Annotated in this window: 21 protein-coding genes; 6 read left to right on the forward strand and 15 right to left on the reverse strand. The window is 72.5% G+C overall.

The genetic code is table 11. The features are described from left to right. Positions 1 to 61: 61 nt before the first annotated feature. The 7 genes from arfB to ACFY29_RS24530 form a co-directional block, all read right to left on the reverse strand. The gene (arfB, locus tag ACFY29_RS24500) at positions 62 to 487 is read right to left on the reverse strand and encodes an alternative ribosome rescue aminoacyl-tRNA hydrolase ArfB (protein ID WP_328424414.1); all 426 of its coding nucleotides are present in this window, start codon (positions 485 to 487) and stop codon (positions 62 to 64) included. Between the two features lie 34 nt (positions 488 to 521). Continuing rightward, a complete protein-coding gene (locus tag ACFY29_RS24505; RefSeq protein WP_386989857.1) occupies positions 522 to 818 on the reverse strand; it encodes a hypothetical protein in 297 nt (98 codons plus the stop codon). A 110-nt stretch (positions 819 to 928) separates the two neighbouring features. Then, complete coding sequence (locus ACFY29_RS24510) at positions 929 to 1,786, reverse strand: trypsin-like peptidase domain-containing protein (protein ID WP_355606094.1); 858 nt, start codon at positions 1,784 to 1,786, stop codon at positions 929 to 931. A gap of 39 nt (positions 1,787 to 1,825) precedes the next feature. After that, complete coding sequence (locus tag ACFY29_RS24515) at positions 1,826 to 2,785, reverse strand: VWA domain-containing protein (RefSeq protein WP_355606097.1); 960 nt, start codon at positions 2,783 to 2,785, stop codon at positions 1,826 to 1,828. Beyond that, positions 2,782 to 3,795, reverse strand: a complete 1,014-nt coding sequence (locus tag ACFY29_RS24520) for a DUF58 domain-containing protein (RefSeq protein WP_386989945.1) — start codon at positions 3,793 to 3,795, stop codon at positions 2,782 to 2,784. Before ACFY29_RS24520 ends, ACFY29_RS24515 begins: the two co-directional genes overlap by 4 nt. A gap of 26 nt (positions 3,796 to 3,821) precedes the next feature. Next, the gene (locus ACFY29_RS24525; RefSeq protein ID WP_386989859.1) at positions 3,822 to 4,871 is read right to left on the reverse strand and encodes an AAA family ATPase; all 1,050 of its coding nucleotides are present in this window, start codon (positions 4,869 to 4,871) and stop codon (positions 3,822 to 3,824) included. A gap of 312 nt (positions 4,872 to 5,183) precedes the next feature. Next, on the reverse strand, positions 5,184 to 5,687 hold the full coding sequence (locus ACFY29_RS24530) for a hypothetical protein (RefSeq protein WP_328424404.1): 504 nt from the start codon (positions 5,685 to 5,687) through the stop codon (positions 5,184 to 5,186). 394 nt (positions 5,688 to 6,081) lie between these two features. Between ACFY29_RS24530 and ACFY29_RS24535 the strand changes: the two genes are divergently transcribed. Further along, positions 6,082 to 7,020 carry an endonuclease/exonuclease/phosphatase family protein gene (locus tag ACFY29_RS24535; protein WP_386989947.1) on the forward strand — a complete coding sequence of 313 codons (939 nt, stop codon included), beginning with the start codon at positions 6,082 to 6,084 and terminating at the stop codon, positions 7,018 to 7,020. Between the two features lie 32 nt (positions 7,021 to 7,052). Here ACFY29_RS24535 and cimA read toward each other — a convergent pair whose 3' ends face one another. Continuing rightward, entirely contained in the window at positions 7,053 to 8,636 is a 1,584-nt protein-coding gene (gene cimA, locus ACFY29_RS24540) for a citramalate synthase (RefSeq protein WP_328424402.1), read from the reverse strand. Between the two features lie 321 nt (positions 8,637 to 8,957). Between cimA and ACFY29_RS24545 the strand changes: the two genes are divergently transcribed. Both ACFY29_RS24545 and ACFY29_RS24550 read left to right on the forward strand, forming a co-directional pair. Next, entirely contained in the window at positions 8,958 to 9,416 is a 459-nt protein-coding gene (locus ACFY29_RS24545; protein WP_355606109.1) for a PRC-barrel domain containing protein, read from the forward strand. A 56-nt stretch (positions 9,417 to 9,472) separates the two neighbouring features. Beyond that, on the forward strand, positions 9,473 to 10,213 hold the full coding sequence (locus ACFY29_RS24550) for a tyrosine-protein phosphatase (protein ID WP_386989862.1): 741 nt from the start codon (positions 9,473 to 9,475) through the stop codon (positions 10,211 to 10,213). 126 nt (positions 10,214 to 10,339) lie between these two features. Here ACFY29_RS24550 and ACFY29_RS24555 read toward each other — a convergent pair whose 3' ends face one another. Next, the gene (locus ACFY29_RS24555) at positions 10,340 to 11,437 is read right to left on the reverse strand and encodes a branched-chain amino acid aminotransferase (RefSeq protein ID WP_386989864.1); all 1,098 of its coding nucleotides are present in this window, start codon (positions 11,435 to 11,437) and stop codon (positions 10,340 to 10,342) included. 171 nt (positions 11,438 to 11,608) lie between these two features. After that, positions 11,609 to 12,640, reverse strand: coding sequence for a 3-isopropylmalate dehydrogenase (locus ACFY29_RS24560; RefSeq protein WP_386989866.1), 1,032 nt, complete (start codon positions 12,638 to 12,640; stop codon positions 11,609 to 11,611). Between the two features lie 227 nt (positions 12,641 to 12,867). On the opposite strand from ACFY29_RS24560, the gene ACFY29_RS24565 reads away from it, so the two are divergent. After that, entirely contained in the window at positions 12,868 to 13,710 is an 843-nt protein-coding gene (locus ACFY29_RS24565) for an FAD:protein FMN transferase (RefSeq protein ID WP_355606120.1), read from the forward strand. Between the two features lie 369 nt (positions 13,711 to 14,079). After that, on the forward strand, positions 14,080 to 14,436 hold the full coding sequence (locus ACFY29_RS24570) for a hypothetical protein (protein WP_355606123.1): 357 nt from the start codon (positions 14,080 to 14,082) through the stop codon (positions 14,434 to 14,436). A gap of 78 nt (positions 14,437 to 14,514) precedes the next feature. Here the strand turns inward: ACFY29_RS24570 and serA are convergent, their stop codons facing one another. Next, the gene (gene serA / locus ACFY29_RS24575) at positions 14,515 to 16,113 is read right to left on the reverse strand and encodes a phosphoglycerate dehydrogenase (RefSeq protein WP_328424388.1); all 1,599 of its coding nucleotides are present in this window, start codon (positions 16,111 to 16,113) and stop codon (positions 14,515 to 14,517) included. Positions 16,114 to 16,378: 265 nt separating this feature from the next. Between serA and ACFY29_RS24580 the strand changes: the two genes are divergently transcribed. After that, the gene (locus ACFY29_RS24580) at positions 16,379 to 17,368 is read left to right on the forward strand and encodes a hypothetical protein (protein ID WP_386989869.1); all 990 of its coding nucleotides are present in this window, start codon (positions 16,379 to 16,381) and stop codon (positions 17,366 to 17,368) included. 56 nt (positions 17,369 to 17,424) lie between these two features. Here ACFY29_RS24580 and ilvC read toward each other — a convergent pair whose 3' ends face one another. The 4 genes from ilvC to ACFY29_RS24600 all read right to left on the reverse strand — a co-directional run bounded on the left by ilvC (position 17,425) and on the right by ACFY29_RS24600 (position 23,464). Further along, on the reverse strand, positions 17,425 to 18,438 hold the full coding sequence (gene ilvC / locus ACFY29_RS24585; RefSeq protein WP_386989871.1) for a ketol-acid reductoisomerase: 1,014 nt from the start codon (positions 18,436 to 18,438) through the stop codon (positions 17,425 to 17,427). Between the two features lie 57 nt (positions 18,439 to 18,495). Beyond that, positions 18,496 to 19,011: an acetolactate synthase small subunit gene (gene ilvN, locus ACFY29_RS24590; protein ID WP_089017348.1), complete on the reverse strand. Its 516-nt coding sequence runs from the start codon at positions 19,009 to 19,011 to the stop codon at positions 18,496 to 18,498. Positions 19,012 to 19,038: 27 nt separating this feature from the next. Next, entirely contained in the window at positions 19,039 to 20,922 is a 1,884-nt protein-coding gene (locus ACFY29_RS24595; RefSeq protein ID WP_386989874.1) for an acetolactate synthase large subunit, read from the reverse strand. Between the two features lie 187 nt (positions 20,923 to 21,109). After that, positions 21,110 to 23,464 (reverse strand): putative bifunctional diguanylate cyclase/phosphodiesterase, encoded by a 2,355-nt coding sequence (locus ACFY29_RS24600; protein WP_386989949.1) that lies wholly within the window; start codon positions 23,462 to 23,464, stop codon positions 21,110 to 21,112. Positions 23,465 to 23,505: the final 41 nt, after the last annotated feature.

Below are 23,505 nucleotides of genomic sequence, written 5' to 3' on the forward strand. Positions count from 1 at the left end.
CAGATTCTGTCACCCGATAGCCAGAGAGGTCCCGCTCGGACTGGAGATGCGTTGGTGGTCGTTACTCGCCGTCGGTCCGGCGGTCGCGCTTGCGCTGAGACTGACGCTTCTTCTCGGCCAACCGGCGCTCCTTGGCGCCCCGGGACGGACGGGTCGGCCGGCGCGGCGGTGGCGGGGGCGACGCGGCCTCCCGCAACAACGCCAGCATCCGCTCGCGGGCGGCCTCCCGGTTGGCCAGCTGCGCCCGGTGTTCACTGGCGGCGATCGTCAGCACCCCGTCCACCAGGCGGTTGGCCAGCCGGGCCAGCGCCCGCGACCGGACCGACTCGGGCACGGCCGGAGAGTTGGCCAGGTCGTAGCTCAACTCCACCCGGGAATCGGCGGTGTTCACGCCCTGCCCACCCGGCCCGGACGAACGGGAGAAGCGCTCCCGCAGCTCCCCGGCAGGGACGACCCACCGGTCGGTCACCCGCAGTCCGTCGTCCACGCCCCGAGGCTAACCCCCACCGGCGTTCCCGGGGTCAGCGGTGCGGCGGTTCACTCTGCGTCGCTGACGGGCTGGGCGCCGGGCCTGCGGTCTCCTCGTCCGAGCCGACCGCGGCGTAAGCCACCGCGCCGAAGAGCAGCAGCCCGATCACCGCGGCCTTCACGGCGACCCCGCGGATCAGCAGCCAGGCGCCACGGCGGGCACCCGGCACCGATTTCTTGACGGTCTGGTAATCGCTCCACCCACGCCGCGCGCGGGCGTACGCCGACCCCACTGCACATCCGATGACCAGGCCCACCAGCAGGAGGACCGTGAGAAGAGGACGCTCCACCTCCGCCAGTATCCATACCGAGCGTAATATTTCCATGGCCCGATGCTCTCCGGCCGGATATCCGACACTGCCCGTGATCCCAGCGGCCACCTCCGGGCAGTCCGTGCAGCTCAGCCGCCCTTGCCGATGATCGTGTCGGCGGTCTGCTGCACCTGCTCGATCGGGATGGCGAAACCGATGCCGATTGATCCATTGCCATCGATGGTGGCGATGGCGGTGTTCACCCCGACCACCTCACCGCGGGCGTTGACCAGCGGCCCGCCTGAGTTACCGGGATTGATGGAGGCGTCGGTCTGCACCGCGCTGTGCCGGTTGTTGCCCAACCGCACCTGACGGTCCAACGCACTGACGATGCCCGCGGTGACCGTCCCGGACAGACCGAGCGGCGAGCCCACCGCGAGCACCGGCTCACCGACCCGGGTCGCCCCCGGCTTGGCCAGCGGCAACGGGGCGAGCCCGGCCGACGGTGGCACCTTCAGCACCGCCAGGTCGCTGCGCGGTTCCCGGCCGACCACCTCGGCGGCGAACCGGCGGCCGTCGGGCAGCTCCACCGTCACCGGTCCGCCACCGCCCTTGGCCAGGATGTGGTCGTTGGTGATCAGGTGCTGCTCGTCGTCGACAGCGAAGCCGGAGCCGGTCGCGGAGCCGCCGTTCGCGCCAGCGAGCACCGACACCACTCCGGGCACGGTTCGCTGGGCGGCGGTGACCAACTCCGCCGGCACCGGGGCGGCGGACGCCGCGGCCTCGCCCGGGACGCCGTCCCGGCTGGCCACCACGCCACCGGCCACAGCCCCGGAGACGGCGGAGAGCGCCACCACCGCCAGCGCGGCGAGCAGGCGGCCCGGCCGGCGGCCGCCAGGCTCCCGGCCGGAACCGGGCGCGTCCCACCACCCGCGCCCGTCCGGGTCGAGCTCCGGCGAGATGAACCAGGGACCGCGCGGTTCGCCCAGTCCGGTCTGCACTGCCATGCGTACTCCTTCCGGTCGAAGTCCGTTTGCGCGGCGGGGTCAGGGCAGCCGGGAGAACCAGCGCATCGAGCCGGCGGCGGCGCCCATCGCGAAGACCAGGCCGAGGCCGATGAACCGGGCCGAGACGTCCTGCCGCTCGGTGCGGTAGCCGACCGAGCTGCCGATGTCGTCGTAGACGGCGCGCAGCTCTTCGGTGGTGCTGGCCTCGTGGAACATGCCGCCGGTCTCGTCGGCGACCGCCTTGAGGGTCTGCCCGTCGACCGGCACCTGGATCGGCCGCCCGCCCCGGTCCACGAACCCGGACGGGGTGCCGAAGGAGATGGCGTGCACCGGCACCTCCGCCGCCACCGCGTCCGCCGCCGCCTCCATCGGATCCATCCCGGAGGTGTTCGCCCCGTCGGAGAGCAGGATGATCCGGGCCGGCGGCGGCTCCTTCGCGGCCTGGCTGTCCAAGCCCTTGACCGCACCGAGCGAGGTGTTGATGGCCTCGCCGATGGCGGTGCCCTGCACCCCGGTCACCCCCTCGGCGAGCCGGCCGATCCCGTCCTCCAGGGCGTCCCGGTCGGTGCCGGGTGGCACCAGCACGGCCGCGCTGCCGGCGAACGCGACCAGACCCACGTTGAACTCGTCGGGCAGACCCTCGACGAAGCGCCGGGCCGCCTGCTTGGCCGCGGCCAGCCGGTCCGGCTCCACGTCGGTGGCGAGCATGGAGGTGGACACGTCGACGGCCACCATCACCGTCGCCCGTTCCCGGGGCACCTGGACCTCGGCGGTGGGCCGGGCGAAGCCGACCACCAGCAGCGCCAGCATGGCCAGGAACAGCCCGGCCGGTACGTGCCGGCGCCAGGCCGGCCGCTCCGGCGCCACCCGGTCCAGCAGCCGCAGGTTGGTGAAGCGGACCGCGTACCGGCTGCGTCTGCGCTGCATCACCAGGTACGCGACGACCAGGGCGAGCACGCCGAGCAGCAGCCAGAGCCGCAGCGGCGACTGCCAGATCACGCGGCACCTCCCCGGGCGACACCGGCCGGCGCGGCGGCCAGCCGGCGCTGGGCGTGCACGTGCCGGACGATGTCCGCACTCCAGTCCCGGTCGGTGCACAGCGCCAGGTGGGTGGCCGCACTGCGGCGCAGCGCCTGCTGTACCTGGTCACGCTGGGCGGCTGCGGCCTCGGCGTACCGCTCCCGCAGCCGACGGTCCGATGTGCACACCTCCCGGCGGCGGCCGGTCTCCGGGTCGACCAGGGTGATCAGGCCGACGTCCGGCAGCTCCAGCTCACGCGGGTCGGTCACCTCGATCGCCAGCACCTGGTGCCGGGCGGCCAGCCGGCGCAGGGTCCGTTCCCAGGGCGGCGGCTCACCGGGGTCGTCGGGCAGGCCGTCGAGGAAGTCGGAGACCACCACGACCAGACCGCGTCGGTTGGCGACCCGGTGCAGCGCGGCGAGCCCGTCGGTCAGCTCCGGCGGCCCGACCGGCACCGACACCCCCACCGACGGCATCCGCCCGGGCCGGTCGTCGGGCCCGGTGGCGCGCGGGGCGGCCAGTAGCGCGCGGAGCAGACCGAGCAGATGGGTACGCCCAGTGCGGGCCGGAAAGCGGCGTACCCCGTCGGCGCGCAGCACCTGAGCACCGAGCCGGTTGCCGACACCGGCGGTCAGGAAGCCGATCGCAGCGACCGCGGCGACCGCCAACTCCCGTTTGTCCAGGTCGGCGGTGCCGAACTCCATGCTGGCGCTGGCGTCGACCAACAGCCAGGTGGTCAGTTCACGGTCGGCGTCGACCTGCCGGACGTGCGGCACGGCGGTTCGGGCCGTCACCGCCCAGTCCATCCGGCGGACCTCGTCCTCGCCCGGCCGGTACTCCCGACTGCCGGCGGGTTCGCTGCCCGGCCCGGGCAGCAGGCCGCGGTACTGGCCGTGCAGCAGGCCGTTCAGCCGGCGGGTGACGGTCAGCTCCAGGCGCCGCAGCCGCTGGTCCGGAGCCAGTTCGGCCAGGCCGGGGTCCGCCGGCACAGCGACCGGCGTGGTGCTCGCGCGCCTCATGCCGCGGCCAGATCCTGGGTCTGCTGCGGATGCCCGGTGGCCATCCTGGGCGGTGGCACCGCCTCCACCAGCCGGCGGACCACGGTCTCGGCCGACACCCCGTCGGCCACGGCGTCGAAGGAGAGCACCAGCCGGTGGGCGAGGACGTCCACGGCCAGTTCACGGACGTCCTCGGGCAGCACGTACTCCCGCCCACGCAGCAGTGCCTGTGCCCGGGAGGCCGCGACGAGGCCGAGGGTGGCGCGTGGACTGGCCCCGTACGCGAGCAGCGGCGCGAGCTCCTGCAACCCGAACCGGCCCGGATCACGGGTGGCGAGGATGAGCCGGACCACGTACTCGGCCAACGCGTGGTGGACGAAGACCCGCTCCGCCCGGGCCTGGAGGTCCAGCAGCCGTTGCGCGTCGAGCACCCGGCGCGGGCTCGGCCGGTCGGTGCTCATCCGGTAGAGGATGGCCAGTTCGTCGGCGTCGCTCGGGTAGTCCACCACCACCTTCATCAGGAACCGGTCCCGCTGCGCCTCCGGGAGCTGGTAGACCCCCTCGGATTCGATCGGGTTCTGGGTGGCCAGCACCAGGAACGGCGCCGGGACCGGCCAGCTCCGCCCGCCGATGGAGACCTGCCGCTCGGCCATCGCCTCCAGCAGCGCCGACTGGACCTTGGCCGGGGCTCGGTTGATCTCGTCGGCCAGCACCAGGTTGGCCATGATCGGGCCGAGCTCGATGTCGAAGGTCTCCTTGGAGGCCCGGTAGATCCGGGTGCCGACGATGTCCGAGGGCACCAGGTCCGGAGTGAACTGGATCCGGGAGAAGGTGCCGCCGACCACGGTGGCGAGGGTCTGCGCGGCCAGCGTCTTGGCCACGCCGGGGACCCCCTCCAGGAGGCAGTGGCCATTGGCGACCAGGGCGGTGAGCAGGCGCTCGACGAGCCGATCCTGCCCCACGATCACGCGTTTGACCTCGAAGAGGGTCTGTTCCAGCTCGACGCCGGTCGGCTCGGGATCGACCGAGCTGGGCATGCTGGCCAGGGTGTCCGAGATGTCCGTCACGGTGCTTGCTTCCCGGGCGGCAGCCCGGCAAACGTCGGATTATCGGCGCCGAAGCCTCCGAGGTGGGCGGGGTCGGGATGAACTGCCCGGTCGGGGGACAACATCCCGGGATGGCATGAGCCACGCGACGTGCCGCAGACCGGACGCCGTCCGGTGGCGGTCGCTGTTGATCGACTCGGTGTCGGCGATGTCGCGGTGTCCCGGTGCGGGGATGCCCCCGATGTCGGTGATCTGGAGTTGACCATCGCCATGAACCGGCGGCTGCAGGACGAACCGGGTGCCGGCCCCGGCGTGGGGTCGGCACCCGTGCCGTCAGGCGGTGTGGATGACCAGGTGGAAGCCCAGGTCGACCGGGGTACCGGCCGAGTTGCGGGTCTGGATGAAGACCGCGTTCGGTGTGCTCAGCCGCGGCGCGACCGAGATCTCGCCGCCCGCCGGGACGCAGCAGGCGTCACCGCGGCCGAGGGTGGCCACGAAGACACCAGCGGTGACGGTGTAACCGACCTGGACCTCGTACTGGCCGGGGCCGTACTTGATCACGGTGCCGACGCCGCGCACCTTGGTGCCGTTGGCGTTGACGACGACGATGCTGGTGGTCGCGATGAGCGTCGAGTTGGCCTTCAGCGCGGCGCGGGCCTTGCGGGCGGATTCCGCCGTCACCGGCGGCTGGGCGTTCGTGCCGCGCGCAGCCGGCTGGACGGCCTCCTGCGGCGCCTTCGCCGACGGCTGTGCGACGGCGATGCCCCCACCGGCCAGGCTGAGCGCCAGAACGGCGAACGTAATCGCTGCCGCCTTGCGTCGGAAAGATGTTTTCATGACAGGTCCCCCTTGTGTGACCGTGCGGATTCGGCCGACCCGCGGGGCGGGACGGATGACTGCCTATAAATAGGTGGACGACGACAATAGGACCGGAAAAAGGTCTCTCACGCGCACCTGGTGAGGTTGATTTCTCAACGATCGAGATCCGGTCTGAGCTGGGCTTACTACTCAGAGTTGCGTCGTTTAGGCCAGGTGGAACGTAGCATCGCAAAAAGCCGAGCGTCAATAGTTGACCTGGCCTTATGCCGCTGTCGGCCAGCCGTCAAATAATTGTGAAATGTGAGCGGATAACCGTTCACGAAATGGCGCGACGAGTTCCGCTAGGCTGACCGCCGTGATCGTCGACGCTCCTCCCGGTCCGACCCGACGCCGCGCCGACCGGCTCGGCACGGTGCTCTGCTGGTTGGCGGTCACCCCGACGACCGCCTGGGCCGCCATCCGGCTGGCCGGCCTGGACCGGGGGCCGCTGGTGCAGGCGCTCGCCTTCACCCCGTACGTCGCGGGCTGGAGTGTGCTGGCCCTGGCCCTCACCCTCGCGCTGCGGCGCTGGTGGCCGGCGGCGATCGCGGCGCTGACCGCGGTGGCGCTGCTCGGCGTGGTCGCACCTCGGGCACTGGCCGCCCCGCAGCCGGCGGCGGGTGGGCCGACCGTGCGGCTGCTCACCGCCAACCTGCTCGCCGGCTCCGCCGACCCGCGGACGCTGGTCGAACTGGTCCGGCAGCATCGGGTGGACGTGCTCACCGTGCAGGAGTTCACCCCGGACGCGCAGGCCGCCCTGGACCGGCTCGGCCTCGACCAACTGCTGCCCCACCGCCAGCTCAACCCGCAGATCGGCACACCCGGGTCCGGGCTCTACTCGCGGTGGCCGATCACCGACGCCGGCATCCGGCACAACCTCGAAGGGTGGGGCTTCAGTCAGGCGTACGGCACGCTGGTCGTGCCCGGCGCGCCCCCGGTCCGCGTCGAGTCGGCCCACCCCTCGGCGCCGTACGCGCTGGACCAGGTCAACGCCTGGCGTACCGACCTGGCCGCGCAGCCACCGGCCACCCCGGACGGTGGCCTGCGGATCCTTGCCGGGGACTTCAACGCCACCCTCGACCACAGCCCGCTGCGAGCCCTGTTGCACACCGGCTACGTCGACGCCGCGGACGCCTCCGGGGAAGGGCTGACCGGCACCTGGGGCCCGTACGACGGCGACCTCATCCCGCCGGTCACCATCGACCACGTGCTGGTGGATCGCCGTATCGCGGTCCGCTCCGTCACGGTGCTCACCCTCCCCGCCACCGACCACCGACCCGTGCTGGCCACCCTCACCCTCCCCACCCCCTGACCGCCCACCCGCGACCCGGGGGCCGGCGTGGGTCAGACGGTGGTGGGGGCCAGGCCGTAGGTGAGGGCGTCCACAAGGGCGTGCCAGCTGGCCTCGACCACGTTGTGGTGCACGCCCACGGTGGTCCAGTCCCGGCCGTTGCCGTCGGCGGTCTCCAGCAGCACCCGGGTGACCGCGCCGGTGCCGTGACTGCCCTCCAGGATGCGCACCTTGTAGTCAGCCAGCTCGAAGTCGCGCAGCTGCGGGTAGTGCCGCGTCAGCCCCACTCGCAACGCCTCGTCCAGGGCGTTGACCGGGCCGTTGCCCTCGGCGGTCGCGATCACCCGCTCGCCGCGTACCCGGATCTTGACGGTCGCCTCAGAGACGACTGCGCCGTCCTCGCGGTGCTCGACCAGCACCCGGTACGACTCCAGGGTGAACGGCCGGGCCGGCCGGCCCTCCGGCAGCTCGGAGCGGACCAGCAGCTCGAAGGAGGCGTCTGCGGCCTCGAAGGACCAGCCGCCCGCCTCCAACTCCTTGACCCGGTTGGTGACCCGGGTCAGGGCCTCCGGACGGCCGGCCAGATCCAGGCCCAGCTCACGGCTCTTGAGCTCGACGCTGGCCCGGCCGGCCATCTCGGTCACCAGGATCCGCATGTCGTTGCCCACCACCGACGGGTCCACGTGGTTGTAGAGCAACGGGTCGACCTTGATCGCGCTCGCGTGCAGCCCCGCCTTGTGAGCGAAAGCGGCGGCCCCGGCGTACGCCTGGTGGGTGTCGGGGGCGATGTTGGCGATCTCGGCGATGGCGTGCGAGACCCGCACCATCTGTTCCAGGCAGCCCTCCGGTAGGACCGGCATGCCCAGCTTGAGTTGGAGGTTGGCGACCACCGCGAAGAGGTCGGCGTTACCGGGGCGTTCGCCGTACCCGTTGGCGGTGCCCTGGACGTGGCGGACGCCCGCCTCCACGGCGGCGATCGTGTTGGCGACCGCGCAGGCGGTGTCGTTCTGCGCGTGCATGCCGAGCAGCCCGGCGTCGACCCCGAGCCGTTGGGTCAGGTCGACGATCGCGGCGGTCACCTGGGAAGGCAGCATTCCGCCGTTGGTGTCGCAGAGCACCATCCGCTCGGCGCCGGCGGCCAGCGCGGTCTGCACCACGGCCGCGCCGTACGCCGGGTCGTGGCGGTAGCCGTCGAAAAAGTGTTCGCCGTCGACGAAGACCCGGCGGCCCTCGCCCACGAGGTGGGTGACCGTGTCGTGGATCATGGCCAGGTTCTCCGCGCCGGTGGTGCGCAACGCGCGCTCGACGTGCCGGATGTCGGCCTTGGCGACCAGCGCCACCGCCGGGGTCTGCGCGTCCAGCAGGCCGCGTACCTGGGGGTCGTCGGTGACCGCGACGCCGGCCTTGCGGGTGGCGCCGAACGCGACCAGCACGGCGTGCCGCAGGTTGAGTTCGCTGCGCGCCCGGCGGAAGAACTCGGTGTCCTTGGGCACCGCGCCCGGCCAGCCGCCCTCGATGAAGCCGACGCCGAACTCGTCGAGCAACCGGGCCACCGCCAGCTTGTCGACCACCGAGTAGGTGAGCCCTTCGCGCTGGGCGCCGTCGCGCAACGTCGTGTCGAAGACCTGGAACGTCATCAGGATCCTTTCTGGGAGCAACAAAAAGACCTCCCGCGGGTGCGGGAGGTCTGCGCGCTCGGCGGAGGGGAGGCCGGCGCGCTAGGTCGCAATAATCAGGGCGGTGCTGGTCACGATCACTACTGTGCCACCCCGCTCCTGTATTTGGGAGGAATAACCCACATGGCGGGACGCCGACGCAGGGTCGGTACGCCCCGACGGGCCGACGCCGCACCTGCGGTGTCGACCTCTCGCCGTTTCCGGACCCCGGCGGCCGGGTAGCTCCTGCGGGGACGCACCCACCGACGCCGAGACGATCGGCGACAGTCAGGAGTGAACGGCATGGACAGGATCGATCCGCACGCCACCCACGCCGGGCCGGACCCGCTGCGCGGCGGCGACCAGGGCGCTGTGCCCGGCGGCGCGCCGGCCGGCACCTTCGACCCCTGGCGCTACCGGGATCAGGCCGGGGTGGCCGACGCCGACCTGGTCGGCTACAAGGTCGAGGCCATCGACGGCGGGATCGGCAAGATCGACAGCGCCAGCCACGAGGTGGACGGCAGCTACCTGGTGGTGGACACCGGCCCGTGGATCTTCGGCAAGAAGGTGATGCTGCCGGCCGGCACGGTCAACCAGGTCGACCACGACCAGCGCACCGTCTCCGTCGACCGGACCCGCGACCAGATCAAGGCCGCCCCGGAGTACGACGAGACCAGCCACAGCGACCCGAGCTACCGGGATCGGCTGGGCGGCTACTACGACGAGACGTACGGCGCACTCCCGCCCGGCACCGCACGGTAGCTGAACGGACCCGACGGCCGGTGGGGCACTGCCCCACCGGCCGTTACCGTGGCAGCGTGGACGCCATCGACGACAACCGACACATCTCGCTGCCCGCGACCTTCAACTTCCGCGACGTCGGTGGCTACGCCGGCCACGACGACCGGACCGTGCGCCGGAGCCGGCTCTACCGCTCCGACTCGCTGCACCGCCTCGACGAGCAGGACCGGGACGCGTTTGCCGCGATCGGCATCCGGACCGTCATCGACCTCCGCCGCCCGCAGGAGGTGGACCGGGACGGCCGGGTGCCGGCGTACCCGGGGCTGACCTACCGGCACATCCACCCGGAGCACGCGGACTGGGCCGGGCAGCCGCACGAGGAGGCTGCCAGCCTGGCCCGCTACCTCGCGGACCGGTACGCCGACCTGGCGCAGACCGGCACCGCCGGCCTGGCCGAGGCGGTGGGGCTGATCGCGGACTCCGCCAACGCCCCGGTGGTGGTGCACTGCGTGGCGGGCAAGGACCGCACCGGCATCGTCTGCGCGCTGACCCTTGCCGTGCTGGGCGTCGACGACGCCGACATCGTCTCGGACTACGCGCTGAGTGCGGAGGCGTCGGCCCGGTACAGCGCCTGGCTGGCCGCCACCACCGGCGGCGGGGTGGACGTGCCGGCACCGTTCCTGGCCTCGCCCGCCGAGGCGATGGAGATCTTCCTGGCCGAGCTGCGCGCGGGGCACGGCTCGGTCGAGGGGTACCTGCGCCACGCCGGGGTCACCGAGGCGCAGCTCGCCGCCCTCCGCGACCACCTGCTCGACTAGCCCGCCGGTCGTCGGGGGCGATACCGCACGGTCATGGCGATGCCCGTGCGTTATCGCCCTCCGAACCGACCGTGTCGACCCGGCCGCGCCCACCCGTCCAGCCGGACCCGTGGGCGCGTGCGGGCGTCAGAGGACCCGGTGCACCCAGCCCTGCGGGTCGGCGGCCTTGCCCCGCTGGATGTCGACCAGCTGCTGGCGCAGCGCCATGGTGACCCGGCCGGGCTCACCGCCGCCGATCAGGAACTCGCCGTCCGGGAAGCGGACCCCGCCGATCGGGGTGATCACCGCGGCGGTGCCGCAGGCGAAGACCTCGCGGAGCCGGCCGCTGGCCGCGTCGGCCTGCCAGTCGGCGAACGTGACCGGCCGCTCCTCGACCCGGTGCCCGGCCGCGCCGGCCAGCGTGATGATCGCGTCCCGGGTGATACCCGGCAGGATCGTGCCGGTCAGCGGCGGGGTGACCACGGTGTCGTCGTCGTAGACGAAGAAGACGTTCATGCCGCCCAGCTCGTCGACGAACCGGCGCTCCACCGCGTCCAGGAAGACCACCTGGTCGCAGCCGGCCTCGATGGCCTCCGCCTGGGCCGCGAGTGACGCGGCGTAGTTGCCGCCGCACTTGGCCGCGCCGGTGCCGCCGGGCGCGGCCCGGGTGTAGTCCGGCGAGACCCAGACGGTGACCGGCTTGACCCCGCCGGTGAAGTACGCGCCGACCGGCGAGGCGATCACCAGGTAGAGGTACTCGTTGGCCGGGCGGACGCCGAGGAAGACCTCGCTGGCATACATGAACGGCCGCAGGTAGAGGCTGCCGTCCTCGCCGGTCGGGATCCAGTCCCGGTCGACTTCGATGAGCTTGTGCAGCGAGTCGACGAAGACCTCGGGCGGTAGCGCCGGCATCGCCATCCGCTGCGCCGAGGTGGCGAACCGGGCGGCGTTGGCGTCCGGCCGGAACATCGTCACGCCACCGTCGGCGGTCCGGTACGCCTTCAACCCCTCGAAGATCTCCTGCGCGTAGTGCAGCACCGCGCTGGCCGGGTCCATCGGAATCGGCGCGCGCGCCTCCACCCGGGCGTCGTACCAGCCCTTGCCGTCGGCGTACCGGACGGTGACCATGTGGTCGGTGAAGACCCGGCCGAACCCGGGATTGACCAGCAGGGCGGCCCGGTCGGCGGCGGATACCGGCGCGGGATTCGGACGGATCTCGAAGTCGAGCTTGTCACCACCGCTCATCGCGCTGACCTCCCTGCGGGACAACGGCATGCGGGACCGCACACCGACATGGCTGTGCCAGAAACTTACCCCGAACGGTCGTTCAGCGGGTAGCGCCGCTCGGGGGCATAGGGAACCCCGGATGGCCCCTCGTCGGACCGACCGGCGGGTGGCCGGTCGGCCCGGGCCGAGTCAGGCTACGGCGTGCGCGGCGAGCCGGTCGCCGACCTCGGCGGTACGCAGCGTCACGCCCGGGGTCCGGCCGGCAAGCTCGGCGGCAACCGCCGCGTTGACCCGGGTCGCAGCCTCGGCGTGCCCGAGCTGCTCCAGCAGCAGCGCGGCGGAGAGCACCGCGGCGACCGGGTCGGCAATGCCCTGCCCGGCAATGTCCGGCGCCGAGCCGTGCACCGGCTCGAACATGGAGGGGTACGCCCCCTCGGGGTTGATGCAGCCGCTGGCGGCCAACCCGATCCCGCCGGTGACCGCCGCGGCGATGTCCGTGAGGATGTCGCCGAACAGGTTGTCGGTGACCACCACGTCATAGCGCTGCGGCTGGGTAACCAGGAACATCGCGGCCGCGTCGACGTGCTGGTACTCGGTGGCGATGTCCGGGTGCTCGGCGGCGACCGCGTCGAAGGTACGCGCCCACAGCGACCCGGCGTGGGTGAGCACGTTGGTCTTGTGCACCAGGGTGACCTTGCGCCGCTCCCGGCGACCGGCCCGGGCGAACGCGTCGCGGATCACCCGCTCCACGCCGTGCCGGGTGTTCAGGCTCTCCTCGGTGGCGACCTCGGCGGGGGTGTCCCGGTGCAGGGAACCGCCGGCCCCGGCGTAGAGACCCTCGGTGCCCTCGCGCACCACGACCAGGTCGACCTCGCCCGGCTTCACGTTGCCCAGCGGGCCGGCGACCCCGGGCCAGAGCCGCGACGGGCGCAGGTTGACGTACTGGTCGAAGGCGAACCGGAGCTTGAGCAGCAGGCCCCGCTCCAGCACTCCCGACGGAACGGTCGGGTCACCGACCGCGCCGAGCAGGATCGCGTCGTGCCCGGCCAGCTCGGCCAGGACCGAGTCGGGCAGCACCTCTCCGGTACGGTGCCAGCGGGCCGCTCCGAGGTCGTACTCGGTGGCCTGCACGCCGGGCAGCACGGCGTCGAGGACCTTGCGGGCCTGCGCGACCACCTCGGGCCCGATGCCGTCCCCGGCCACCACCGCGATCCGCGTCACGCCCGCACTCCTCTGTTCGACTGTCCCGTACCGGGCAACGGTACGTCGCCGTCCCGCCTCCCGGTACGGATCGTCCACAATCTGGGACACGCCGATACACAGCACCCTCACAGGTGGGATCCATGAGCCAATCATCTCCGCTGCCTAACGTAGGGGTCAGCGGGTCAGGGGGGCCCGCGACACGGGGTCGCCGATGACGCGACGCCACACTGTGAGGGGCAGGTGCCATGCGCATCGACGAGCAGCCGCGGACCCGCTGGCCCGATCCGTCGGCCTTCCGGAACCGCCGGCCGGACCTGCGGCTGGGCCGCCGCCGCCAGCGGATCGATCCGGCCAGCGCCACCGAGGGCCGGATCGCCGTTCAGCACACCGTGCAGACCCCGACCGCCGAGTACACCCTGCTGCTCAACGCACCCGAGTGGCTCGGCCGCCGGGGCGTCGGCGAGGCACTGCGGGACAGCGTCGCCGAGCTGCGCGCCATCGACCTCACCTATGGCCCGAACCGGCCCGAGAGTCTGGTTTCCATGCTGCGCCGGGGCGAGATCAGTCCCGATTCGTACCCCCCACTGGCCGACCTGGTGGACCGCTGCACGGCGATGCGGGCCGCCACCGACGGGTGGTTCGACGCCTGGGCGGTGCCCGGCGGCTTCGACCCGGGCGGCCTGCTCGGGGGCTGGGCGGTGGAGCGCGCCGCCGCCCGGTTGCGCGCCGCGGGCATCCACGACTACGCCGTACTCACCGGTGCCGACCTGGTGGTCCGTGGCCACGCGCCACACGGCGGCCCGTGGCGGGTGGCGGTGCATCACCCGACCGCACCCGAACGCGCGCCGCTGGTGCTGGAGATGACCGCCGGAGCGGTCGGCACCTCCGGGGTGACCGGGCGCCAGGGACATGTGGTGGATCCGCACACCGGTGAGCCGGCCAGTCAGCTCGTCGCCGCCACCGTCGTCGGCCCCGACCTGACGGTCGCCGACGCCTACGCCACCGCGCTCTACGCCGCCGGCCCCACCGGCCTGTCCTGGTTCCGCGCCGGCTCCGACTACCGCGCGCTCTTCGCCCACCGGCGCTGAGCGGAACGTCGCCGCACCGGCCCGCCTCCCCGTGGCGCTGCGTCCGATTCGCACGTCGGCCGCCACTCGGGCCCGCGATCGGCCCCCACAGTCTCGGCAACGACCGTGGGGGCCGGTCAGCGACGAGTGCGCGTGGCTCGCACAATCGAGGGGTGCGGACCGGTCGGGCCGGACGTCGACCGCGCCACCCGAAGACGGGTCGGCGCCGCGAACTCGGCCAGTGACCGCAGTCGGTACGCTAGCGAATCGACGCAACTCGACGCAAGAGTCTCCACAGCGGACCGTCGTGACCGGAGTGTGGCGGATCGGCGATTGGCCTGCGGCGAGGCAGTTTCGACATGGTGAACGACGGATGGCACGCTGTCCGCCGTGAGTTTCGATCTGAGCGTGTGGGCCCTGGAGGACGGGGCGACGCCCGAGGACGTGCGGGCCGCGGTCGAGGGGTGCCGGCAAGGGCGGCACGTCGACCGATACCCGGACCCGCGAGTGGTCAGCTTCTATCGGGCGATCACCGCCTCCTACCCGGACCGGCACCCCGGCCCGGACAGCCCGTGGGCCGTGACGCCGTTGCACGCCGCCCACGACCACGTCGAGCTGAACCTGCACCCGACCTGTGCGGACCAGGTGCTGCTGGACATCGAGCGGCTGGCCGGCGAGCACGGGCTGATGCTCTTCGACCCCCAGGACGGCTCGGTCTACCCGCCCCCGGCCCGGCTGCCCGGCTGACCGGGCGGCAGGACACCCCACCACGGGTATGACGAGGGGCCCGGCGAATCGCCGGGCCCCCCGTGGTGCTGCCGTCGACTACTCGTCGCGCAGATCCGCGGCGCTGGCCGCCGTCGCACCGATCGAGTCGGCCGCCGAGGTGAGCAGGTCGGCGCCGAGCGCCTGGTCGACGGTGAGCGTCATCAGCGTCTCGCCGCCCGCCTCGCGCCGGGCCACCTGCATGGCGGCGATGTTGATGCCCGACTCGCCGAGCAGGGTGCCGACGGTGCCGACGACACCGGGCCGGTCGGCGTAGCGCAGGAAGAGCAGGATGCCCTCCGCGCCGATCTCCACGTCGAAGCCGTCCACCTCGGTGAGCTTGAGGACGTCGCGAGCACCGGCGTGGGTGACCGTGCCGGAGACGCTGACCGTCCGGCCGTCCGGCAGCGCGCCGCGCACCGTGACCAGGGTGGGCTGCTCAGCCGTCTCGGCCAGGCTGGCCAGGGTGACCTCGACGCCACGCTCGGCGGCCAGGTGCGGGGCGTTGACGTAGGTGACCTGCTCCTCGACCACTGAGCTGAACAGGCCCTTGGTGGCGGCGAGCTTGAGCACCGACACGTCGTGGCTGACGATCTCGCCGCGAACCTCGACCGTGACGCTGGCGGCGACACCGCCGGCGACCGCGGTGAAGGCCCGGCCGAGCTTCTCGGCCAGCGGGAGCAGCGGCCGGACGTCCTCGGCGACCACGCCGCCGGCCTGCACGTTGACCGCGTCCGGGACGAACTCGCCCTGCAACGCCAGCTTCACGCTCCTGGCCACCGCCAGGCCGGCCTTGTCCTGCGCCTCGTGCGTGGAGGCGCCCAGGTGCGGGGTGGCCACCACGTTGTCGAAGGCGAACAGCGGCGAGGAGGTGCAGGGCTCCTTGCTGTAGACGTCGACGCCGGCACCGGCGACCCGGCCCTCGGCGATGGCGTTCGCGAGCGCCTGCTCGTCGACCAGACCACCGCGGGCGGCGTTGACGATGCGGACGCCGGGCTTGACGATCGCCAGCTCCTTCTCACCGATCAGGCCCACCGTCTCCGGGGTCTTCGGCAGGTGGATGGAGATGAAGTCGCTCTCCCGCAGCAGCTCCTCCAGCCCGACCAGGCGTACGCCGAGCTGCGCCGCCCGCGCCGGCTGGATGTACGGGTCGTACGCAATCAGCCGGGTGCCGAACGCGGCGATGCGCTGCGCGAACAACACACCGATGCGGCCGAGCCCGACCACGCCGACGGTCTTGCCCTGCACCTCGACGCCGGTGTACTTCGACCGCTTCCACTCCCCCGCCTTGAGTGCGGAACTGGCGCTCGCGGTGTTGCGGGCCACGGCGAGCAGCAGCGCGACGGCCTGCTCGGCGGCGGACACGATGTTCGAGGTGGGCGCGTTCACGACCATGACGCCGCGCGCGGTGGCGGCGGGCACCTCGACGTTGTCCAGCCCGATACCCGCCCGGGCGACCACCTTGAGTCGCGGCGCGGCGGCGATCGCCTCGGCGTCGATCTGGGTCGCGCTGCGCACGATGACGGCGTCGGCCTCGGAGAGCGCCGAGAGCAGGGCCGGACGGTCGGTGCCGTCGACGTGACGGACGTCGAAGTCGTAGGCGAGCACCTCGATGGCGGCGGGGGCGAGTTCTTCGGCGATCAGTACGACAGGATTCATCGGTCCTCGTAGAGGTCGTGTTTGCGATCGGCCCGGGCGGTAAGGCGCCGCACTGCGCCCTGCGCTGATCCGTGCCGTGGCCGTCAGGTGCCGGCTGCGCACCTACCCGCGATCGTAGGTGCCTCGCTGGTCGGCATGTTCCGGTCCGCGGGGTGAGGGCCCTCACACGCCGGGTCGGGCGACGGACATCGGGCGTTCACCTGACCGACATGGTTGCCCTGGCCAGCTACAACCGGAGGCACCAGCCCTCGGGGAGGAGCCGCCCGTGCCGCTCGTCATCCGCATCACGCTGCTCCGACAGCTGACCCGCGTCGATCTCGCGCGGTTCGGTCCGATGCTGGCCGAGGCGTTGGTCACCCGGTCCCAGCAGGTGAGCATCCGACGCGGTTTCGTGGTCCGGCGCACCGCCGCCGCGGACGAGGCGGTCGCGCTCTACCGGCGGCTGGTCCAGGGCCGGCCGGGCCGGCACGAGGTGGGGCTCGCGCGAGCGCTCGTCGCGCAGGGTTCGGTCCCCGACGACCGCACCGTGGCCTCCGCGCTCGACCAGGGCTGGGAGGCGATCGGGTACGTCGAGAACGCGACCGACCGAGACGGACTGGTCGTTCTGGCCGCAGCGCACCTGATGATGGCCAGCCTGCTCTCCCCCAGCGCCCCTCAGGACGCGCTGCCCCTTGCTGAGCGGGCCCGGGCGACATGGCTACGCTGCGCGCCGCTCGGCGTCCGAGAGCTGACGGGGCTGGCCCGGTCGCTCACCGTGCTCGGTAGCTGCCGGGCAGCGCTGGATGCGCCGGTCGAGGCGTTGGCCGCCCGGGAGGAGGCGGTCGAGACCTTCCGGCGGCTTCCCGCCTGGGCGCGGCTGCGGTACATGCCCGCCCGATTTGACGCGGTGACCGGGCTGGCCGAGTCCCTCGCCAGCGACGGACGGTGGGCCGAGGCGCTGACGCTGACAGCGAACACCCGCGAGGATCTGACCTTCTGGGTCCGTTGGGAGCCGCTGCGGGCCCGGCCGGCGCTCGGCCGACTGCTGTTCGTGATCGCCACGTGCCGCTCAGAGCTCGGCGAACCGGAAGCGGCCGTGACGACGGCCGAGGAGGCGGTGGGGCACTTCCGTTGGCTGGCCGAGCACGATCCCGTCCGGTACGACCACTGGTTGGTCGCTGCGCTGCGCACGCTGGCCGGCATTCTCAAAGGCCTCGGCCGGTACGAGGAGGCAGCCTGGGCAGCCGGTGAGGCCAGGTCGATCGAGCGCGGCTGAGTAGTGCACGCGGCCGCCCGGCCGTGTCTGGACGGCCGGGCGGTCGCGCCGCGACGTCAGGCGGTCTCGGTGATCGGGCGGTCGACCCAGCTCATCATGCCGCGCAGCTTCTTGCCGGTCTCCTCGATCGGGTGCGCCGCACCCTCGGCCTGCCACTTCTTGAAGTTGGGCCGGCCCGCCTCGTCCTCGGCAACCCACTCGCGGGCGAACTCGCCGGACTGGATCTCCCCGAGGATCTTGCGCATCTCGTCCTTGACGCGCGAGTCGATGACTCGCGGGCCACGGGAGAGGTCGCCGTACTCGGCGGTGTCCGAGATGCTGTAGCGCATCTTCGCGATGCCGCCCTCGTACATCAGGTCGACGATCAGCTTCAGCTCGTGCAGGCACTCGAAGTAGGCGATCTCGGGGGCGTAGCCCGCCTCGGTGAGCACCTCGAAACCGGTCTGCACCAGCGCCGCGGCACCACCGCAGAGCACCGCCTGCTCGCCGAAGAGGTCGGTCTCGGTCTCCTCGGTGAAGGTGGTCTTGATCGCGCCGGCGCGGGTGCCGCCGATCCCCTTGGCGTACGCGAGGGCGAGCGCGAGCGCGTTGCCGCTGGCGTCCTGCTCGACGGCGACCAGGCAGGGCACACCCTTGCCGTCGGCGTACTGCCGGCGTACCAGGTGGCCCGGGCCCTTCGGCGCGACCATCGCCACGTCCACCTCGGCCGGCGGCTTGATCAGCCCGTACCGGATGTTGAAGCCGTGACCGAAGAAGATCGCCTTGCCCGGGGCGAGGTGCGGCGCGATCGACTCGGTGTACAGGGCACGCTGGGCGGTGTCCGGCGCCAGCACCATGATCACGTCGGCCTCGGCCGCGGCCTGCGCCGGCGTGACCACCCGCAGGCCCTGCTCCTCGGCCTTGGGGCGGCTCTTCGAGCCCTCCGGCAGACCGATCACCACGTCGACGCCGGAGTCGCGCAGCGACAGCGCGTGGGCGTGGCCCTGGCTGCCGTAGCCGATGACCGCGACCTTCTTGGCCTGGATCAGGCCGAGGTCGGCGTCGTCGTCGTAGTACACCTCAACACTCATTGGGACTTCCCTTTCGTACAACGGCCGGGGCGGCCCGTCGTGGTCCGTGTGGATGGGTCAGGCGGCCCGCAGCGCGGGGCCAGCGGTGATCGAACGCGAGCCGCGCCCGATCGCCACGAGCCCGGACTGGACCATTTCCTTGATGCCGAAGGGCTCGAGGTCGCGCAGCAGCGCGTCGAGCTTGTCCGGGGTGCCGGTGGCCTCGATGGTCAGGGTGTCCGGCGCGACGTCGACCACCCGGGCGCGGAACAGGTTGACCGTCTCCAGTACCTGGGTCCGTGCGGACCGGTCGGCGCGGACCTTCACCAGCAGCAACTCCCGGGCGACCGAGACCTGCGGGTCCAGCTCGACGATCTTGAGCACGTTGACCAGCTTGTTGAGCTGCTTGGTGACCTGTTCCAGCGGGGACGACTCCGCGTTGACCACGATGGTGATCCGGGAGACGTCCGGGTTCTCGGTCTCGCCCACGGCGAGGCTGTCGATGTTGAACCCGCGCCGGGAGAACAGGCCGGAGACGCGGGCGAGCACGCCGGGCTTGTTCTCCACGAGCACGGACAGGGTGTGCATCGTCATGCCACGACCTCGCTTCGCTCACTCATGTCAGATGTCATCCTCGTCGAAGGCCGGGCGGACGCCGCGGGCGAACATGATCTCGTCGTTGCTGGTGCCGGCGGCGACCATCGGCCAGACCATGGCGTCCTTGCCGACCACAAAGTCGATCACCACCGGGCCGTCGTTGATCTCCATGGCGGCGGCGATGGTCTTGTCCACGTCGGCGGCGTTCTCGCAGCGCAGCCCGACGCATCCCAGGGCCTCGGCGAGCTTGACGAAGTCGGGAATGCGGTGCTTGTGGGTGCCGAGCTCGGTGTTGGAGTACCGCTCGTTGTAGAACAGCGTCTGCCACTGCCGCACCATGCCGAGGTTGCCGTTGTTGATCACGGCGATCTTGACCGGGATGCCCTCCAGCGCGCAGGTGGCCAACTCCTGGTTGGTCATCTGGAAGCAGCCGTCGCCGTCCACCGCCCAGACCACCGTGTCCGGCTTGCCGACCTTGGCGCCCATCGCCGCCGGCACCGCGTAGCCCATCGTGCCGAGGCCACCGGAGTTCAACCAGGTGTGCGGCTTCTCGTAGGAGATGAACTGGGACGCCCACATCTGGTGCTGGCCCACCCCGGCCACGAAGATCGCGTCCGGGCCGACGATCTCGCCCAGCCGCTTGATCACGTACTGCGGGGAGAGCGTGCCGTCGGCCGGCTCGTCGTAGCCCAGCGGGTAGCGGTCGCGCAGGTCGTCCAGCTGAGTCCACCAGTCGGCCAGGTCGGTGCTGTGCCCGGCCGACCGTTCGATGGTCACCGCGGCGATCAGCTCGTCGATGACGTGCCGGGCGTCACCCACGATCGGCACGTCCGCGTGCCGGTTCTTGCCGATCTCGGCGGGGTCGATGTCGGCGTGCACCACTGCCGCGTCCGGGGCGAACGAGTCCAGCTTGCCGGTCACCCGGTCGTCGAACCGCGCACCCAGGGCGACGATCAGATCCGCCTTCTGCAGGCCGTAGACCGCCGCGACCGTGCCGTGCATGCCGGGCATCCCCAGGTGCTGCCGGTGCGAGTCGGGGAACGCGCCGAGCGCCATCAGCGTGGTGACCACCGGGATGCCGGTCTGCTCGGCCAGCTTGCGCAGCCCGTCGGTGGCACCGGCCTTGAGCACCCCGCCGCCCACGTAGAGCACCGGCCGGCGGGCGGCGGCCATCAGCCGGGCCGCCTCCCGGATCTGCTTGCCGTGCGGGTGCAGGGTGGGCCGGTAGCCGGGCAGATCCAGGGTGGGCGGCCAGGCGAAGGTGGTCGGCGCCTGGAGCACGTCCTTGGGGATGTCGACCAGCACCGGGCCGGGCCGGCCGCTGCTGGCCAGGTGGAAGGCCTCGGCCAGCACCTGCGGGATCTCCTCGGCGGTCTGCACGAGGAAGTTGTGCTTGGTGATCGGCAGGGTGATGCCCTGGATGTCCGCCTCCTGGAAGGCGTCGGTGCCGATCGACGGGCGGGCCACCTGACCGGTGATCGCCACCATCGCCACCGAGTCCATGTACGCGTCGGCGATCGGGGTGACCAGGTTGGTGGCGCCCGGGCCGGAGGTGGCCATGCAGACGCCGACCTTGCCGGTGGCCTGCGCGTACCCGGTCGCCGCGTGCCCGGCGCCCTGCTCGTGCCGGACCAGGATGTGCCGGACGGTGGAGTCGTAGAGCGGGTCGTAAGCCGGCAGGATCGCGCCGCCCGGGATGCCGAAGACGACGTCGACGCCGAGCGCCTCAAGGGACCGCACCAGCGAACCGGCGCCGGAGACCTGGGCCGGAGCGGATGGCCGTACCGCCGGGGTGGCCGGGCTGGCCGGGGTGCGCGCGGCGGCGGGGTCGACGTCGCCGGCCGGCTCGGTGGCCGCGCGGGCACGGCGGGCGGTATGGGCGAGGGTCTCGGGCGTGGGTCTCGTCATGGCGGTTCTGGCCTTCGGCTGGAGTGGCTGGGGCTTGTCAAGCGATGCGACGCGGGCGGGGCCCGCCCCGACAGGTTCCGATGGCAATAAAAACGGCCCTCGTGCAGATGCACGGGGCCAGCGCACTCTCAATGAGGGAGAGTGCGCTCAGGTAAGTACTCGCAGCGACCGGTACGACGACATGCGGCTAAGCCTGACGCATCTCACGCGATGAGTCAACTGATCCCACATGTTGGTTAACGGAACGCGGCGCGTCCGCCGGCGACACGCCCTCGGCAACCGGGATGACCTGCCCGGGCCCGCCCGAAACCCGGCGCGGCGCGGGCAGCGGCGCGGGTCGCGCACCCGGCGAGGTGGCCGCCTCCAGCATCGCCTCCAGGTGCTCGGCCGGCACACCCCAGCCGAAGAGCGCGCCCTGACCGAACCGGCAGCCGGCCGCCACCACCGCGGCCAACTCCGTCGGCGTGGTCACCCCCTCGGCGATCACCTCCAGCCCCAGCTGGTGGCCCAGTCGCATGACGATGTCGACCATCGGCGCGAACGCCGGGCCGTCCTTGCCGACCGGGCGGACCGGCTCGTGCTCGGCGACCAGGCTGTGGTCGATCTTCAGGATGTCGATCGGCAGCCGGCGGAGCTGCCCGAGCGAGGAGTAGCCGGCGCCGAAGTCGTCCAGCGCGATCCGCACGCCGGTCAGCCGCAGCGCGGTCAGCCGCCGGATCAGCTCGTCCAGGTCGGTGGCGACCGCGTGCTCGGTTACCTCCAGCACCAGCCGCTGCGGCGGCACGTGGTGGGCGCGCAGCGCCTCGGCGACCTGGACCACGTACTCCGGGGCGTGCAGCTCGCGCGGCGAGACGTTCACCGAGACCCAGACGTCGTGCCCGTCGGCCAGCCAACGGGAGAGCTGGTAGCAGGCCTGGTGCAGCACCCAGGCCCCGAGCGTGGCGATCATCCCGCACTCCTCGGCCAACGGGATGAACTCGTCCGGACGGACGTTGCCCAGCTTGGGGTGGTGCCAGCGGAGCAGCGCCTCGGCGCCGACCGGCCGCACCGACGGCAGCGAGGCCACCGGCTGGAAGGCCAGCCGCAGCTCGTCGCGCTCGATGGCGCCGCGCAGCTCGTGCTCCAGCGTGGTGCGCCGACGCAGCAGCTGGTCGTACGTGGCGTCGTAGCGCTCGATCCGGTTCTTGCCGCGCTGCTTGGCGTAGCGCAGCGCCAGGTCGGCGTGGCGCAGCAGCAACTCCACGTCCGGCTCGCCGGCCCACCCGGCCACCCCGATGCTCACCGACAGGAAGACCGGCCCCTCCGGCTGGTCGTACGGGCGGTTGAGCACCCCGAGCAGCCGCTCGGCGACCCGGTCCGCCTCGGCCGGCCGCCCCGGCATGAGCACGGCGAACTCGTCGCCCCCGAGCCGGGCCGCCACATCGCCGGGGCGCAGGTTGCCGCGCAGCCGCCGGCCCACCTCGGCCAGCACCGCGTCGCCCACGTCGTGGCCGCGCATGTCGTTGACGTTCTTGAAGCCGTCCAGGTCAAGCCCGAGCAGCACGCACGGGGTGCCCGCCGCCGCGCTGTCGTGCAGCGCGCGCAGCAGCCCCCGCCGGTTGGCCAGCGCGGTCAGCGGATCGGTGTGTGCCAGCTCACGGAAGTGCGCCTCCCGCTCGGCCAACCGGCCGGCGTAGTCCCGGACGTCCTTGAGGGTGAGGTACTGCCGGGCCACCAGGGCGAAGCCCTCCACGCTGCCGGCCACGATGCCCGCCGCGGTGAACCGGCCGCCCTGCAGGAGGTGGTGCATGGCCGAGGCGGCCATCGCCAGCATCGGGGCGATCGCGTACTCGCCGTCGCGACCGGTCAGGTCCAGCTCGACCTGCCCCGGCCGGTCGGCCCGGAGCACCGCGAGCGCAACGGTCAGCAGGCCGGCGGCGAGCACCACCGCGCCGGTCAGTGCCATGGTCGGCCCGGCCTGGCAGAGCCCGGCGGCGAGGCCCAGCCCGCCGCAGGTCACCGCGCTGATGCCGACGCCGAGCGCGGCCAGCCGCTGGCGCGGGGCGGCAGCCCGGAAGACGACGATCACGGCGAGCCCGGCACCGAGCGCGGCGGCCACCGTGGCCACCAGGATCGCCGGGCAGGCCATCGGGGTGGAGGCGCCGAGCAACCGGGTGGGCTCGGAGAAGAGCACCCAGCCGACGAACCACAGCGCGGCGGCCATGATCAAGCCGTCCAGGGCGAGCCGGGCGGTCGCCGCCGAGGTGGCGGCCACCCCGGGCAGCCGGAGCAATCCGGCCGCGAAGGCCAGCCCGCTCACCGCCGTGCCGATCGCCACCACGGTGGCCCAGCCGGTGCGCTGCCCCTGCTCGTGCGCCCAGTGGTCGTTCGCGGCGAGCGCGGCCACCACCCCGACCACGAGGCTGAGCAGAGCGACCCCGGCGGCCACCGCGAGCAGCAGATGCGCGGGCCGGCGCGACCCGGTGCGCCGCCGGGCGACCACGGTCAGCAGTACGACGGCCGCAGCGGCGACGAGCCCGCTCAGCACCGCGACGGCGACCATGCCCGGGGGGAGATGCACGCCCCCAAGAGTGCCGGATGCGC

Source organism: Micromonospora sp. NPDC000668, assembly GCF_042897975.1.
Taxonomy (GTDB): Bacteria; Actinomycetota; Actinomycetes; order Mycobacteriales; family Micromonosporaceae; genus Micromonospora.